Source organism: Streptomyces sp. NPDC057253 (assembly GCF_042669125.1).
Taxonomy (GTDB): Bacteria; Actinomycetota; Actinomycetes; order Streptomycetales; family Streptomycetaceae; genus Streptomyces.
On the sequence record NZ_JBHUXV010000110.1, the window covers coordinates 19630 to 32151 of the forward strand.

At 70.1% G+C, this 12522-nt stretch carries 16 protein-coding genes and 2 pseudogenes; 8 read left to right on the forward strand and 10 right to left on the reverse strand.

What is annotated here, in order from left to right; all coding sequences use genetic code 11:
- Positions 1-900, reverse strand: coding sequence for a phosphotransferase (locus tag ACFULQ_RS38605; protein WP_383553430.1), 900 nt, complete (start codon positions 898-900; stop codon positions 1-3).
- Between the two features lie 2 nt (positions 901-902).
- Complete coding sequence (locus tag ACFULQ_RS38610; protein WP_383553432.1) at positions 903-1403, reverse strand: hypothetical protein; 501 nt, start codon at positions 1401-1403, stop codon at positions 903-905.
- A 181-nt stretch (positions 1404-1584) separates the two neighbouring features.
- Here ACFULQ_RS38610 and ACFULQ_RS38615 point away from each other — a divergent pair, with 181 nt between their 5' ends.
- On the forward strand, positions 1585-2955 hold the full coding sequence (locus ACFULQ_RS38615; RefSeq protein WP_383553460.1) for a M1 family metallopeptidase: 1371 nt from the start codon (positions 1585-1587) through the stop codon (positions 2953-2955).
- 140 nt (positions 2956-3095) lie between these two features.
- On the opposite strand, the gene ACFULQ_RS38620 is transcribed toward ACFULQ_RS38615, so the two are convergent.
- Together ACFULQ_RS38620 and ACFULQ_RS38625 are read right to left on the reverse strand one after the other, a co-directional pair.
- On the reverse strand, positions 3096-3623 hold the full coding sequence (locus ACFULQ_RS38620; RefSeq protein ID WP_383553435.1) for a GNAT family N-acetyltransferase: 528 nt from the start codon (positions 3621-3623) through the stop codon (positions 3096-3098).
- A gap of 84 nt (positions 3624-3707) precedes the next feature.
- Positions 3708-4565: a LysR family transcriptional regulator gene (locus ACFULQ_RS38625; protein WP_383553438.1), complete on the reverse strand. Its 858-nt coding sequence runs from the start codon at positions 4563-4565 to the stop codon at positions 3708-3710.
- Between the two features lie 194 nt (positions 4566-4759).
- On the opposite strand from ACFULQ_RS38625, the gene ACFULQ_RS38630 reads away from it, so the two are divergent.
- Positions 4760-5632 carry an aldo/keto reductase family oxidoreductase gene (locus ACFULQ_RS38630; RefSeq protein ID WP_383553441.1) on the forward strand — a complete coding sequence of 291 codons (873 nt, stop codon included), beginning with the start codon at positions 4760-4762 and terminating at the stop codon, positions 5630-5632.
- 65 nt (positions 5633-5697) lie between these two features.
- Here the strand turns inward: ACFULQ_RS38630 and ACFULQ_RS38635 are convergent, their stop codons facing one another.
- Together ACFULQ_RS38635 and ACFULQ_RS38640 are read right to left on the reverse strand one after the other, a co-directional pair.
- On the reverse strand, positions 5698-5868 hold the full coding sequence (locus ACFULQ_RS38635; RefSeq protein WP_020140110.1) for a hypothetical protein: 171 nt from the start codon (positions 5866-5868) through the stop codon (positions 5698-5700).
- Positions 5869-5970: 102 nt separating this feature from the next.
- A pseudogene (locus tag ACFULQ_RS38640) lies at positions 5971-6072 on the reverse strand (Uma2 family endonuclease); the annotation flags it as partial.
- A 165-nt stretch (positions 6073-6237) separates the two neighbouring features.
- On the opposite strand from ACFULQ_RS38640, the gene ACFULQ_RS38645 reads away from it, so the two are divergent.
- Entirely contained in the window at positions 6238-7062 is an 825-nt protein-coding gene (locus ACFULQ_RS38645; RefSeq protein ID WP_383553443.1) for a hypothetical protein, read from the forward strand.
- 7 nt (positions 7063-7069) lie between these two features.
- The gene (locus ACFULQ_RS38650) at positions 7070-7324 is read left to right on the forward strand and encodes a hypothetical protein (RefSeq protein ID WP_383553445.1); all 255 of its coding nucleotides are present in this window, start codon (positions 7070-7072) and stop codon (positions 7322-7324) included.
- Here ACFULQ_RS38650 and ACFULQ_RS38655 read toward each other — a convergent pair.
- Positions 7321-7722 carry an ATP-binding protein gene (locus tag ACFULQ_RS38655; RefSeq protein ID WP_383553447.1) on the reverse strand — a complete coding sequence of 134 codons (402 nt, stop codon included), beginning with the start codon at positions 7720-7722 and terminating at the stop codon, positions 7321-7323. The genes ACFULQ_RS38650 and ACFULQ_RS38655 overlap by 4 nt on opposite strands.
- 154 nt (positions 7723-7876) lie before the next feature.
- On the opposite strand from ACFULQ_RS38655, the gene ACFULQ_RS38660 reads away from it, so the two are divergent.
- Together ACFULQ_RS38660 and ACFULQ_RS38665 are read left to right on the forward strand one after the other, a co-directional pair.
- Entirely contained in the window at positions 7877-8701 is an 825-nt protein-coding gene (locus ACFULQ_RS38660; RefSeq protein ID WP_383553449.1) for a helix-turn-helix domain-containing protein, read from the forward strand.
- Positions 8698-8901: a DUF397 domain-containing protein gene (locus tag ACFULQ_RS38665; protein ID WP_383553451.1), complete on the forward strand. Its 204-nt coding sequence runs from the start codon at positions 8698-8700 to the stop codon at positions 8899-8901. The genes ACFULQ_RS38660 and ACFULQ_RS38665 overlap by 4 nt, the downstream gene beginning before the upstream one ends.
- 53 nt (positions 8902-8954) lie before the next feature.
- On the opposite strand, the gene ACFULQ_RS38670 is transcribed toward ACFULQ_RS38665, so the two are convergent.
- Positions 8955-9530 (reverse strand): TerD family protein, encoded by a 576-nt coding sequence (locus ACFULQ_RS38670; RefSeq protein ID WP_037709701.1) that lies wholly within the window; start codon positions 9528-9530, stop codon positions 8955-8957.
- A 169-nt stretch (positions 9531-9699) separates the two neighbouring features.
- On the opposite strand from ACFULQ_RS38670, the gene arfB reads away from it, so the two are divergent.
- A complete protein-coding gene (arfB, locus tag ACFULQ_RS38675; protein WP_383553454.1) occupies positions 9700-10137 on the forward strand; it encodes an alternative ribosome rescue aminoacyl-tRNA hydrolase ArfB in 438 nt (145 codons plus the stop codon).
- A gap of 90 nt (positions 10138-10227) precedes the next feature.
- On the opposite strand, the gene ACFULQ_RS38680 is transcribed toward arfB, so the two are convergent.
- Both ACFULQ_RS38680 and ACFULQ_RS38685 read right to left on the reverse strand, forming a co-directional pair.
- Complete coding sequence (locus tag ACFULQ_RS38680) at positions 10228-10698, reverse strand: GNAT family N-acetyltransferase (protein ID WP_383553457.1); 471 nt, start codon at positions 10696-10698, stop codon at positions 10228-10230.
- Positions 10699-10740: 42 nt separating this feature from the next.
- On the reverse strand, positions 10741-11286 hold the full coding sequence (locus tag ACFULQ_RS38685; RefSeq protein WP_383553463.1) for a flavin reductase family protein: 546 nt from the start codon (positions 11284-11286) through the stop codon (positions 10741-10743).
- A 324-nt stretch (positions 11287-11610) separates the two neighbouring features.
- On the opposite strand from ACFULQ_RS38685, the pseudogene cdgB reads away from it, so the two are divergent.
- Positions 11611-12522, forward strand: a pseudogene (cdgB, locus tag ACFULQ_RS38690) (diguanylate cyclase CdgB); the annotation flags it as partial.

The following is a 12522-nucleotide window of genomic DNA, read 5'->3' on the forward strand; positions in this document are numbered from 1 at the left end:
TCAGCCCTCGCTCAGCACTCGCCGCAGCGTCGCCCACCCCGCCGGGCCCCAGGTCGGTTTGCCGCCGGGGAGGCCCTTGTCGCCGGCCTGGCCGATGGTGATCAGGCCGAAGGCGCGGGCGGTCGCCCAGGCGCGGGCGCGGGTGATCAGGGCGGGGTCGTGGGTGCCGTACGAGTTCAGGAAGCGGGTTGCTGCGCCGTCCGGGAGGAGGATCCAGGCGGCCGAGAGGTCGGTCGCCGGGTCGCCGGCGCACAGTTCGCCGAAGTCGACGACGCCCGCGAGCGTCCCGTCCGCGACGACCACGTTCGCGGGGTGCAGATCGCCGTGCAGCCACAGCGCGGGCTGCTGCCAGACGGGCGCGGCGAGGCCCGCCTCCCACACCGTGCGGATGTCGGCCGTGGAGAACTCGCCGAAGTCCATGGTCCGGAGCGTCTCCTCGATCCGGGACGCGAAGGTCGCGAGCGGCACGCCCCGGTCCGGGTTGGCCGGTGCGTCGGCGGGTGCCGGGCGGTGCAGGGCGCGCAGGAAGTCCGCGAGGGCGTCGGCCGCGTGGTCGGCGCGGGTGACCGGGACGCGGTCGGCCGGGTCGCCGGGGACCCATGCGACGACCGTCCAGGAGGCGGGGAAGAGGGAGGACGGCCGGCCGAGCCGGACCGGCGTGGGCACGGGAAGCGGGAGCAGCGGCGCGAGCCTCGGCAGCCAGCGGTGCTCCTTGGCGAGCAGTTCCGGAGCCCGGGCCGTGCGGGGCAGCCGTATCGCCAACTCCTTTCCGAGCCGCCAGAGTTCGTTGTCCCAGCCGCGGAAGACGGGCCCCACCTCCAGGTCCGCGAGGTCCGGGTGCTGTTCCTTCAGCAGGGACCGCAGCAGCGTCTCGTCGACCGGGGTGTCGATGCTCTGCATGGTCACTTCACCCTCGGGAATCGGGCCTGGAGCGTCCAGATGGCCGGGTTCTCGCCCAGGTCCTCGTGCAGGTCGACCAGGTCGGCGATCAGATCGTGCAGGAAGTCCCGGGCCTCACGGCGCAGTTCGGCGTGGGAGAAGGTGAGCGGGGGCTCCTCGGCCCGCATCCAGTCGGCCTCCACGTCCACCCAGCCGAAGCGGCGCTCGAAGAGCATCCGGTCGGTGGACTCGGTGAAGTCGAGCTCCGCGTGCTGGGGGCGGGAGGCGCGGGAGCCGGCCGGGTCCCGGTCGAGGCGTTCCACGATGTCGCACAGCGCCCACGCGAAGTCGAGCACCGGCACCCATCCCCAGGCTGTGGACAGCTCCCGGTCCTCCTTGGTGTCCGCGAGATAGACGTCCCCGCAGAACAGGTCGTGCCGCAGCGCGTGGACGTCCGCGCGCCGGTAGTCGGTCTGCGGGGGGTCCGGGAAGCGGTTGGAGAGGGCGTAGCCGATGTCGAGCACGTACGTGATGGTGTCACGCGGGCTCTCATAGGATCGCCGCGTGCCCCGATCCGCGCCGTTCGCCCGCCTCGCCCTGCCTCTCGTGAGCAGCAGGGCCGGGTGCGTCCTGACCGCGAGCACCAGGATCGCGAGCACCAGGATTGCGAGCACCAGGACCGCCGGCACCAAGGCCGCGTGCGTCCTGACCTCCTGTGTCCTGGCCGTGAGCGTTCTGACCGGGTGCGACGGCGGAGTGCACGGCACCCCCGGCGGCTCCGGCCTGCGCGACCCGTACTTCCCGAAGATGGGCAACGGCGGCTACGACGTCACCCACTACGACCTCGACCTCGCCTACGCCCCGGACAGCGACAGGCTCTCCGGCACCGCGACCCTCACCGCCCGCGCCACGCAGGACCTCACCGCGTTCGACCTCGACCTCGACGGCTTGGACGTGAAGAAGGTCACCGTCGACGGCGACGGGGCCCGCTGGAACCGCGCCGGCCAGGAGCTGACCGTACGGCCGCACGACGACCTCGACGAGGGCCGCACCTTCCGGGTGACCGTCCGCTACTCCGGCACCCCGAGGACGATCACCGACCCGGACGGCTCCCAGGAGGGCTGGCTGCCCACCGACGACGGCGCGGTGGCGCTCGGCGAACCGACCGGCTCGATGGCCTGGTTCCCCGGCAACCACCACCCCTCCGACAAGGCGTCCTACGACCTCACGATCACCGTCCCCGAGGGCCTGCGGGCCGTCTCCAACGGCGAGTTGACGGCGCAGCGCACCGCGGACGGCCGTACGACATCCACCTGGCACACCGCCGAACCGATGGCGAGCTACCTCGCCACCCTCGCGATCGGCGACTACGACATCCAGCGCTCCACGACCCCCTCCGGGCTGCCCCTGTACACGGCCGTCGACCGGACGGAGGTGGCCGCGAGCCGGAAGGTGCTGGCGCGGATCCCGGAGGTGCTGCGGTGGGAGGAGAACACCTTCGGGCCGTACCCCTTCTCCTCCGCGGGGGTGATCGTCGGCCCCCGGGGCTCCGCGGAGTACGCCCTGGAGACGCAGAACCGCCCCTTCTTCCCCGGCCCTCCCGACACCGCCACCCTCGTCCACGAACTCGCCCACCAGTGGTACGGCGACTCGGTGTCCCCGCGGAGCTGGCAGGACATGTGGCTCAACGAGGGCTTCGCGACCTACGGCGAGTGGCTGTGGGAGGAGAAGCACGGCGGGAGAAGCGCGCAGCAGATCTTCGACGAGGTGTACGCCCGCGGCGCGGACGACGACGTCTGGTCCTTCCCGCCCGCCAAGCCGTCGAGCGCCGCGCACATCTCCGACAGCCCGGTCTACGTGCGCGGCGCGATGGTCCTGCACCGGATCCGCCAGACGGTCGGCGACACCGTCTTCGCCCGCATCCTGCGGGGCTGGGCGACGACCCACCGACACGGCACCGCGGACACCGCCGACTTCACGGCGTACGTCGAGAAGCAGGCCCCGGACAAGGACTTCACCCCGATCTGGGACGACTGGCTGTACGGCGACGGCAAGCCGGCGGAACCCGGGTCCTGATCCTGTCGTCCTCGCCTGAGTTCCTGGCGTGCTACGCGCTCTTCGAGGTCGTCCACCTCAGGGCCGACACCATGGTCTACGTCGTCCCCACACCCCCTTCTGCCTCGTCCTCGGCGCGCTCGTCCGCGGGGCGCCGCCCGTCAGCGACTCCCGCCTGACAGGTCCTTGCGCAGTACCGAGCAGGGGCGGTCCCGTTGGCGGTCCGTGCGGTGGTCGATGACCTCGTAGTCGAGGGCGGTCCAGAAGGCGAGGGCGCGGTCGTTGCCGTCGAGGACGGCGAGGCGTACGGCGGTGCGACCCTCGGTGCGGAAGCGGTCCTCGACGAGTGCCGCCAACTGCCTGCCGTAGCCCTGTCGTTGACGTGAGGCGTCCACCATCAGCAGCCCGATCCACGGGTCCGGGTCGGCCGGGTCGGGGTGGTGGGCGAGGGTGATCGCGACCCCGACCAGCCGCCCCTCGCTCCGCGCGAGCAGCACCTCCGCGTCCGGCTGCGCGAGCTCGTCGGCCAGTTCGGCGGCCACCTGCTCGGGCCGGATGTCGTCGGGATCCGGAAAGTCACCGCTGAGGGCGTGGAAGTCGCGGTGGGCGGCGTAGAGGGCGGTGAGTTCGGTGAGCAGGGGGGCCGGGATGTCACGGTCCTGCGAGAGGCGGAGCGGGGTGAGGCGCATACCGGCACCGTAGTTGCCGTCTGCTGTCACGTGGGGGCAGCCGGTCCGTGGCGGGGCGGTCACAGCCGGGCCCCGGCGCGATGATCACAGTCGGGTCGCCGTGCGGATCAGGGCCGCGAGGGGGAGGGAGCGGCTGTGGGCGGGCCAGGCGATGTGGGTGACCACGGGTGGGGCGTCGGTCAGGGGGACGGCGGTGTGGTCGGACCACAGCCAGGCGCGGGCGGAGTCGGGGAAGACCGCCACCGTGCGGCCGAGCGCGATCAGCTGGGCCAGTTGGGTCTGGTCGTGGATCTCGGGGCCCGGCCCGGGCGGGTAGGCGTCGTCGCGGGACCAGCGGGCCAGCGGCAGGTCCGGGATGTCGGTGACGTCGGCCAGGGACAGCGACTCGCGCGCGGCGAGGGGATGCCCGGCGGGCAGGATGGCGATCTGCCCCTCGGTCAGCAACTCCTCGCTGTCGAACCCGGCGAGGGAGTTGAACGGCGCGTGCATGAGCGCCACGTCGGCGCGGCCGTCGCGCAGCATGTCCCCCTGCTCGCACGTGCCGCTCGGCAGCACCTCGACCTCGACCGCGTCGGGCTCGGCCGCGTAGGCGTCGAGGAGTTTGTGCAGCAGCTCGTGGGAGGCGGCGGCCTTCACCGCCAGCACCAGCCGGTTGCGGCGGCCGCCGCCGGCGTCGCCGGCGCGTGCGGTGCGGCGTGCGGCGGCGGTGACCGCGTCCAGCGCCGCGCGGCCCTCGTGCAGCAGCATCTCCCCGGCGTCGGTCAGGGCGACCCCGCGGCGGTTGCGGTCCAGCAGGCGCACGCCGAGCCGCCGCTCCAGCTGCTGCATGGCCCGGGACAGCGGCGGCTGGGCCATGCCGAGGCGCTCGGCGGCGCGGCCGAAGTGCAGCTCCTCGGCGACGGCCAGGAAGTACCTCAACTCGCGGGTCTCCAGGGTCTCCACACGTCCAGCGTAACCGGCCGGTGATACCCGCCGGGTATGACAGGGCACCGCTTCGGTATTGGCGGAGCGGGTCCCGGGCGGCCGAACATCAAGGACATCGACGGCGTACGTCGAGTGACATCGACTGCGTACGTCGAGTGACATCGACGGCGTCGCAACTCGACGTCCTTTCGGCTCAGCAGGGAGACACAGCCATGAACACACCGTCCGCCGCGCTGCCCGGTGGCACCTGGTCCCTGGGTGACCTGACCGTCACCCGCTTCGGCTACGGCGCCATGCAGCTCGCCGGACCCGGAGTCATGGGCCCGCCCGCCGACCATGAGGGCGCGCTCTCCGTCCTGCGGGAGGCCGTCGACCTCGGGATCACCCACATCGACACCGCCGGCGCCTACGGGCCACGCGTCACCAACCGGCTGATCCGTGAGGCGCTGCACCCCTTCCCGAGCTCGCTGCACATCGTGACCAAGGTCGGCGCGGTACGCGACGAGCAGGGCGGCTGGCCTCCGGCCCGGCAGCCGGAGGAGCTGCGCAGGGCCGTCCACGAGAACCTGGAGGACCTCGGCCTCGACTCGCTCGACGTGGTCAACCTCCGGCTCGGCGACGCCCTCGGACCCCGGCCCGGCTCGCTCGCCGAGCCCTTCGAGACCCTCGCCGAACTCCAGCGGCAGGGATTGATCCGGCACCTGGGGGTGAGCAACGCGACCGCGGAACAGGTCGCGGAGGCACGCGGGATCGCACCGATCGTGTGCGTGCAGAACCTGTACAACCTCGCCCACCGCCACGACGACGACCTGATCGACGACCTCGCCGCCGAGGGCATCGCCTATGTGCCGTTCTTCCCGCTCGGCGGCTTCACACCGTTGCAGTCGTCGGCGCTCACCGCCGTGGCCAACCGGTTGGACGCGACGCCGATGTCGGTCGCCCTGGCCTGGCTGCTCCGGCGATCCCCGAACATACTGCTCATCCCCGGCACTTCATCGGTGGCCCACCTGCGCGAGAACGTCACCGGCGCGGGCCTGGCCCTCTCCGACGAGGACGTCACCGAGCTGGACAAGATCGGCGCCTGAGACATGCCTGGGGCCCCGGGACGGTAGCTGCCCGGGGCCCAGCAAACCGGCTGCTTCCGCTTGGACTACCAGCGGTACCAGCGGCCCTTGCGACCGCCCGCGTCCGCGCTGCGCAGCACGAAGCCGAGCAGCCAGACGACCAGCACGATGACGGCGAGCCACCACAGGGCCTTCAGTGCGAATCCCGCACCGAAGAGAAGCAGGGCCAGAAGCAGAACGACAAGCAGGGGAACCATAGTTATCAACCTCCGCCGGTCCTGTTGCCCGCGGATTCGAAGAACACACAGCGAATCTGCCTGGTTTCTCCACGACTCTCCCGGGAACTGGACCCAGTTTCGTCACCGGTACCTCGGCAGGTCGTCCGTGGAGATGGTCCAGTCGCCGATGGTGACGTCCTCGCCGTAGACGAAGTCCTTGCGGGTGGCGTAGCGGGGGCCGTCGTCGTTCACTCGGGCGAGTGAGGCGAGTTGAGTTGGAGGGCCCGCAGCACCGGCGCCCGGATCCCCAGGTGCCGGTGCTTACGCACTTATTGCACAAAAAATCTTCACTCGTAGGACGCGTGTTCCTAGGATGCGGAGATCAACAGGCCCGTAGGTGGGGGATACATGCGAATACGTGTTGCGGTCACTGCCGTTGTCTCCGGAGCCGTCGTGCTGTCCGCGCTCGCCGTTCCGGTCGTCGCGCAGGCGGCGGAACGCAGCAGTGCGCTGGAGCTCAGACCGAACGACTCGCTGGGCAACACCAAGTTCACGGACGCGGTCGTCAACGGCGGCAAGGACATCGTCCTCGGCACCACCGGCACGAAGACCGTCGTCGTCACGTACACCGCCACCGACCAGAACGGCGTGGCCGTCACCGAGGCCTTCCTCTGGCAGGGCACCGACAGCTCGACCACGGAGGGCATCACCGGTGGCCTGGGGACGGACGACGACCCCGACTGCACGGAGACGGCCACCCAGGGCACCTACCACTGCAAGGCCGTCTTCAACATCCACCCGGCCACCGACATGAAGGACAACGGCGTCGCCGGGAAGTGGAAGCTGTTCCTGGGCGGCTGGGACCTCTACGCGAACGCCAGTTACAACGACGACGTCACCACCACCTCGATCAAGAAGGCCGCCACGCTGACCGCCGACGCGACTCCCGAGCCGGTCAAGAAGGGCAGGACGATCACCGTCACGGGCAAGCTCGCCCGCGCGAACTGGTCCACGGGCAAGTACGCGGGCTATGTCTCGCAGCCGGTGAAGCTCCAGTTCCGCAAGAAGGGCAGCAGCACCTACACCACCCTCAAGACCATCAAGACCAACAGCACGGGCGTCCTGAAGACCACGACGAAGGCCACGGTCGACGGCTACTACCGCTACTCCTTCGCGGGCACCCCCACCACGGCCCCCGCGACAGCGCCGGGCGACTTCGTCGACGTCAGGTAGGTCGGCGGTGACGAGAGCGAGGCGGGAGCGCGGGGCCCGCACCAGCCCGTGGGACGTCTCGCTCGAGTACCTGGCCTTGCTGCTCCTGGGCAGAGTTTTCCTGGAGTTCGTGATCCACCTGTTCTCCCTTGCCCGCGACTTCTCCGTCGGAAAGCTGGCCGACGCCTTGCTCGACCTGGGTGTGGGACTGGTCCTCTCCTTCCTCCTGCTCTGTCTTTTCGTTCGCCTCAGGTCGTGGAGGAGGGGGAGGGCGGAGCGCTAGGGGTACGTCACCTCGGCCCACACCGTCTTGCGTGGTGAAGGGCCGGGGGAGACGCCCCAGCGGGTGGACAGGGCGTCGACCAGTAGGAGGCCGCGGCCCGACTCCGTGTCCGGGGGCGGGAGTTCGGTGTGGGGGAGGTGGTCACCCCGGGTGTCCGTGACCTCGATGCGCAGGGTGTCCCCGACGACGTACAGCGTCACGCGGAAGTCGCGTCCCGGGACCCGGCCGTGCGTCGCCGCGTTCGCCGCCAGCTCCGCCACGATGTGCTCCGCGGGGTGCAACGGGAGTCCCCACTCGCGCAGTTGCTCCGTCGCCAGGAGTCTGGCCAGGCGGGCGCCCCGCGGGGTCGGGGAGAGCAGGACGCTGAAGTTGCGGATCACAGCGGTTTCTTGATTCACGTCACTCAGCGTGGTGGTGCTCGCTTACCGTGAACAGTGACGGAGTCGATACGTACGGTGACTGTCCGGACACTGTCCGGTCGTGTCCGGGCTGTCGGGGGCCGTCGTAGGGGTAGGGCGAGGCGAGTAGGGACGTACGGCGGAGGGGCGCGGGATGCGTGTGGACGGCGAGACGGTCGACCCGGACGACGAGTGGGGAGTCGCGGTCATCGCGACCGTCGGGCGGCAACTGAAGCTGCGGCGCGAGGCCGTGGGGATGCGGGCCGCGGAGTTCGGGGAGGCGGTCGGGTACGGCGAGGACCTCGTCTACAAGATCGAGGGCGGCAAGCGGATTCCCCGACAGGAGTATCTGGACAGGGCGGACGAGGTGTTGGGGGCCGGCGGGCTCATCTCGGCGGCCTGGGAGGACGTCAAGAAGGTCCGGTATCCCAAGAAGGTGCGCGAGCTTGCCAAGTTGGAGGGGCAGGCCGTTGAGATCGGGGTCTACGAGTGCAACAGCGTCCATGGGTTGTTGCAGACGCCTGAGCATGCACGCGCCGTGATCTCCGCCGCGCAGCCGCCCTATTCGCCGGACGATGTGGAGCGCATGGTGACCGCTCGGCTCGCGCGGCAGTCGGTCTTCGAGCGCGTTCCGGCCCCGTCCATTCACTTCGTGCTGGAAGAGGCGGCCCTGCGTCGTCCCATCGGAGGCACAATGGTGTGGCGACGGCAGCTCGAACACCTGCTGGAGGTGGGGCAGCTGCACAACGTCGTGCTTCAGGTGATGCCGCTGAACACCGAAGTGCACTCCGGTCTGGACGGAAAGATCGAGCTGCTGAAGTTCCCTGATGGAACGGCTGTTGGGCGTTCCGAGGGTCGTCCGACCTCGGATCCGAAACAGCTGCGCATCCTGGAACTGCGGTATGGCACGATCCGCGCGCAGGCTCTCTCACCAAGAGAGTCGCTGGTCCTCATCGAACAACTGCTGGGAGAAACATGATCCGCAAGTCCGCTGCCGGGGACGTCTCCGACCTGGCGTGGTTCAAGAGCAGCTACAGCAGCGGCAACGACGGCAACTCCTGCGTCGAGATCGCGGTAGCGCCTCGCACGGTTCACGTCCGGGACTCCAAGCACGACACCGCCGGTCCCCGTCTGGCCTTCACCCCGGCCAGCTGGACCGCGTTCGTGTCGCAGCACTGACGCCGGAGCCCCCGGCCGGTACGGCCAGGGGCTCCCGCTCAGCTCAGCGAACCTCAGACGTTGACACCGAAGTCCTGCGCGATGCCGACCAGGCCGGACGCGTAGCCCTGGCCCACCGCGCGGAACTTCCACTCCGCGCCGTTGCGGTACAGCTCGCCGAAGACCATCGCCGTTTCCGTGGCCGCGTCCTCGGAGAGGTCGTAGCGGGCGATCTCGGCGCCGCCGGCCTGGTTCACGATGCGGATGTAGGCGTTGCGGACCTGGCCGAAGTTCTGCGAGCGGTTCTCCGCGTCGTAGATCGAGACCGGGAAGACGATCTTGTCGATGTCGGCCGGGAGGCCGGCCAGGTTGACGTTGATCGCCTCGTCGTCGCCCGCGCCCTCGCCGGTGCGGTTGTCACCGGTGTGGACGATGGTGCTGTCCGGGGTCTGCTTGTTGTTGAAGAACACGAAGTGGGCGTCCGAGTAGACCTTGCCCTGCGTGTTGACCGCGATCGCGGAGGCGTCGAGGTCGAAGTCCGTGCCGGTGGTGGTGCGGACGTCCCAGCCGAGGCCCACGGTGACGGCGGTCAGGCCCGGAGCCTCCTTGGTGAGCGAGACGTTGCCACCCTTGGACAGGCTTACAGCCATTGTTGGGAGTCCCTTCCCTCGTTAAGTAACGGGCACGAAGCTACAGCTACCTCTATGAACGCCGCGAGAGGTGTCGAAGGTTCCCCGCTTCTTTACTTTCTTTACCCAAGCGGAAGCAGGCGGCGGCCGGGGGATATTGGGGTGACGTGGACTGGTCAGAGGCGGGAACATGGACCTCATGTCCGGTCCTTACGTCATCCGCGGCTCCGTCTCGCTTCCCGAGGCCGAGCTCATGTGGCGTTTCTCGCGGTCGTCCGGTCCGGGCGGTCAGCATGTCAACACCAGTGACTCCCAGGTCGAGCTGCGCTTCGACCTCGCCCGCACCGAGGCCCTGCCCGAGGTGTGGAAGCAGCGGGCTCTCGACAGGCTGGCCTCGCGGCTCGTCGACGGGGTCGTGACCGTACGGTCCTCCGAGCACCGGTCCCAGTGGCGGAACCGGGAGACGGCGGCGGTGCGGTTGGCTGCGCTGCTGGCGGAGGCGACGGCGCCGCCGCCGAAGCCGCGGCGGCCCACGCGGATCCCTCGCGGGATCAATGAGCGGCGGTTGCGGGAGAAGAAGGCGCGGTCGGACACGAAGCGGGGGCGGTCGGGGCGGGACTGGGGGTGACCGGCTGCCTTTCGGGTGCGGCGCCGTCGGGGCTGGTCGCGCAGTTCCCCGCGCCCCTAAAAACGCTTCGCGTTCACGTTCGTACACGGCCTACGCCAGCTCCAGGACCCCCACCGTCTCTCCGCCGCTCAGTTCCCCGGTCCTGCGGAAACCCAGCCTGGTGTAGAACTCCGCCGGGCCCTTCTCGCCCTCGTGCCACGTGACGTACAGCTCCTTCGTGCCCCGGCGGCGCAGCTCAGCCGCGACCGAGTCCACGGCGAAGCGGCCGTAGCCCCTGCCCTGGGCGTCGGCCGCGATGTTCAGGCGCCACAGGCCGGAGCGGAGCAGGGTGCCGCCGTCGGCGCGCCAGTCGATGTCGAGGAAGGCCATCAGGAAGCCGACCGGGCGGTCGCCGTCGACGATCAGGCGGGGCCAGGCCACGCCCGGGGGATGGACGTAGGCCTCGGCGAGGGACTGCATGACCGGGGAGACCGCGAATTCCTGGTCGGGGTGGACGCGTATAGCGGTCGCGGTTTCGAAATTCCCGGGTGTGATCTCTTCGAGGCGTGGTGCGAATGTCATCCGGGGACCTTAGGCGGGCGGATGCGCGCGGCGCCACGGAATTCATCCCAACTGCCGGTACCTGCCCCGGAAATAGGTCAGCGGACCGCCGTCCGCGCTCGGCACGTCCGCCGTCAGGACCCGGCCGATCACCAGGGTGTGGTCACCGGCCTGGACGCGCTGCTCGGTGCGGCACTCCAGGGTGGCGAGGGCGCCGCCCACGAGCGCGGCGCCGGTCGCCGCGCCGCGGACGTACGGGATGTCCTCGAACAGCAGGCGGTCGCTGATGCGGCCCTTCATGGCGAAGCGGCCGGCGATGTGCCGCTGGCTCTCGGACAGGACGGAGACCGCCCAGTGCGGCTGCTCGTCGAGGAGGTCGTCCATCCGGGAGCCGGTCCGCAGGCTGACCAGCACCAGAGGCGGGTCGAGGGAGACCGACAGGAAGGCCGTGGCGGTCATGCCGACGTCCTCGCCCCCGGGTCCCTCGGCGTCGAGCGGGGGCTCGAACGCGGTCACCAGGACCACGCCCGCGGCCAGCCGGGACATGGCCGCGCGGAACTCGTCGTTGCTCACCCCCACAGCATGCCCGGAGGCGGGCGAGGGGATCATCGGGACGGCGGGGGCGGGAGGGTTCGACACGCCGGAAACGCTAATCTCGGCGTCGCGTGTCGCGCATCGGGCCTCCGCCCGAGACCGGACCTAGGTCTTCCGGCGGACCGCTCACCAGGGGCTCCACAATCGCCCAAAGTTTGTGTTCAGTAAGCGCACAGGAAAAACGCAGAAACCCCGCTCAATTGCTCACCTTTCGCTGTGACTTGAGTCACAAGAGGTACCAATTGTTGACCCTGTGTACCGAGCGGGCAGCGCGCTGTGATTCAGTGGCTGGACAGATGACCCTTGATTCGCTGCGAGGTCTCGGGGGGAGGGCAAGCAATGGAGACCGAGTCGGAGCCCTACGTCCGTCTTGCGTCCCTGCGACAACTGCACCAGGTCATGGCCGACATGAACACGGCCCGTAGCCTGGCCGACACACTGCAGACCGTCGCGAACGGCGTGGTCACCGCACTCGGTTACGAACTGGCGTGCGTCAATCTCGTGCGCCCCGACGGCGACCTCGTGGTCGCCGCCTTCTCCGGGAACCAGGCCGCCGAGGCGCTGATCACCGGCCGGGTGGGCTCCCGCGAGTCCTGGGAGCGCCGGCTGAGCATGGGGGAGACCTGGGGCGACCTGGTCTTCATCCCGCACACCGAGGGCTGGGTCCTCGACGACGACGACGTCCCGCAGTGGTACACCGACGGGCCCGCGCCCCGCTTCGAGGACGAGTGGCACCCCTCCGACCGGCTGTTCGCGCCCATGTACACGCCGAGCGGGTCGGGCGGACAGTGCGGCGAGCTGATCGGCGTGCTCTCCGTGGACCGGCCGCGCAACGGCCGCCGGCCCGGCGCCTGGGGTCGCGAAGCGCTCCAGATGTACGCCTTCCAGGCCGCCATCGCGATCAGCAACGCGCGTCTACGTGCGAATATGCAGCGGGCACTGGTCAGACTCGAAAGGGAGCAGCAGGCTCTCAGGGCCAGCGAGGAGAGCTTCCGGCAGGCCTTCGAGTACGCCCCCTCCGGCATGGCCATCGCCGAGATGGGCGGCGACCAGCACGGCCGGATCCTGCGCACCAACGACGCCCTGTGCCGCCTGCTGGGCCGCCCCGCCTCCGCGATGCGCCGCTACTCCTTCTCCGACCTCGTCCACCCCGAGGACATAGGCACCCTGCTGCGCACCTCGGCCGAGGGCGGACGCGCGGAGCTCCGCCTCGGCCGCCGGGACGGCACGTACGTCTGGGTGTCCCTGCGC

Bases quoted from the DNA above. Each gene is read 5' to 3' on its own strand.
- arfB (WP_383553454.1), top strand. From the start codon at position 9,700: ATGGACCTCATGTCCGGTCCTTACGTCATCCGCGGCTCCGTCTCGCTT.
- ACFULQ_RS38670 (WP_037709701.1), bottom strand. From the start codon at position 9,530: ATGGCTGTAAGCCTGTCCAAGGGTGGCAACGTCTCGCTCACCAAGGAG.
- ACFULQ_RS38680 (WP_383553457.1), bottom strand. From the start codon at position 10,698: ATGACATTCGCACCACGCCTCGAAGAGATCACACCCGGGAATTTCGAA.
- ACFULQ_RS38685 (WP_383553463.1), bottom strand. From the start codon at position 11,286: ATGATCCCCTCGCCCGCCTCCGGGCATGCTGTGGGGGTGAGCAACGAC.
- ACFULQ_RS38665 (WP_383553451.1), top strand. From the start codon at position 8,698: ATGATCCGCAAGTCCGCTGCCGGGGACGTCTCCGACCTGGCGTGGTTC.
- ACFULQ_RS38630 (WP_383553441.1), top strand. From the start codon at position 4,760: ATGAACACACCGTCCGCCGCGCTGCCCGGTGGCACCTGGTCCCTGGGT.
- ACFULQ_RS38645 (WP_383553443.1), top strand. From the start codon at position 6,238: ATGCGAATACGTGTTGCGGTCACTGCCGTTGTCTCCGGAGCCGTCGTG.
- ACFULQ_RS38635 (WP_020140110.1), bottom strand. From the start codon at position 5,868: ATGGTTCCCCTGCTTGTCGTTCTGCTTCTGGCCCTGCTTCTCTTCGGT.
- ACFULQ_RS38660 (WP_383553449.1), top strand. From the start codon at position 7,877: ATGCGTGTGGACGGCGAGACGGTCGACCCGGACGACGAGTGGGGAGTC.
- ACFULQ_RS38620 (WP_383553435.1), bottom strand. From the start codon at position 3,623: ATGCGCCTCACCCCGCTCCGCCTCTCGCAGGACCGTGACATCCCGGCC.
- ACFULQ_RS38605 (WP_383553430.1), bottom strand. From the start codon at position 900: ATGCAGAGCATCGACACCCCGGTCGACGAGACGCTGCTGCGGTCCCTG.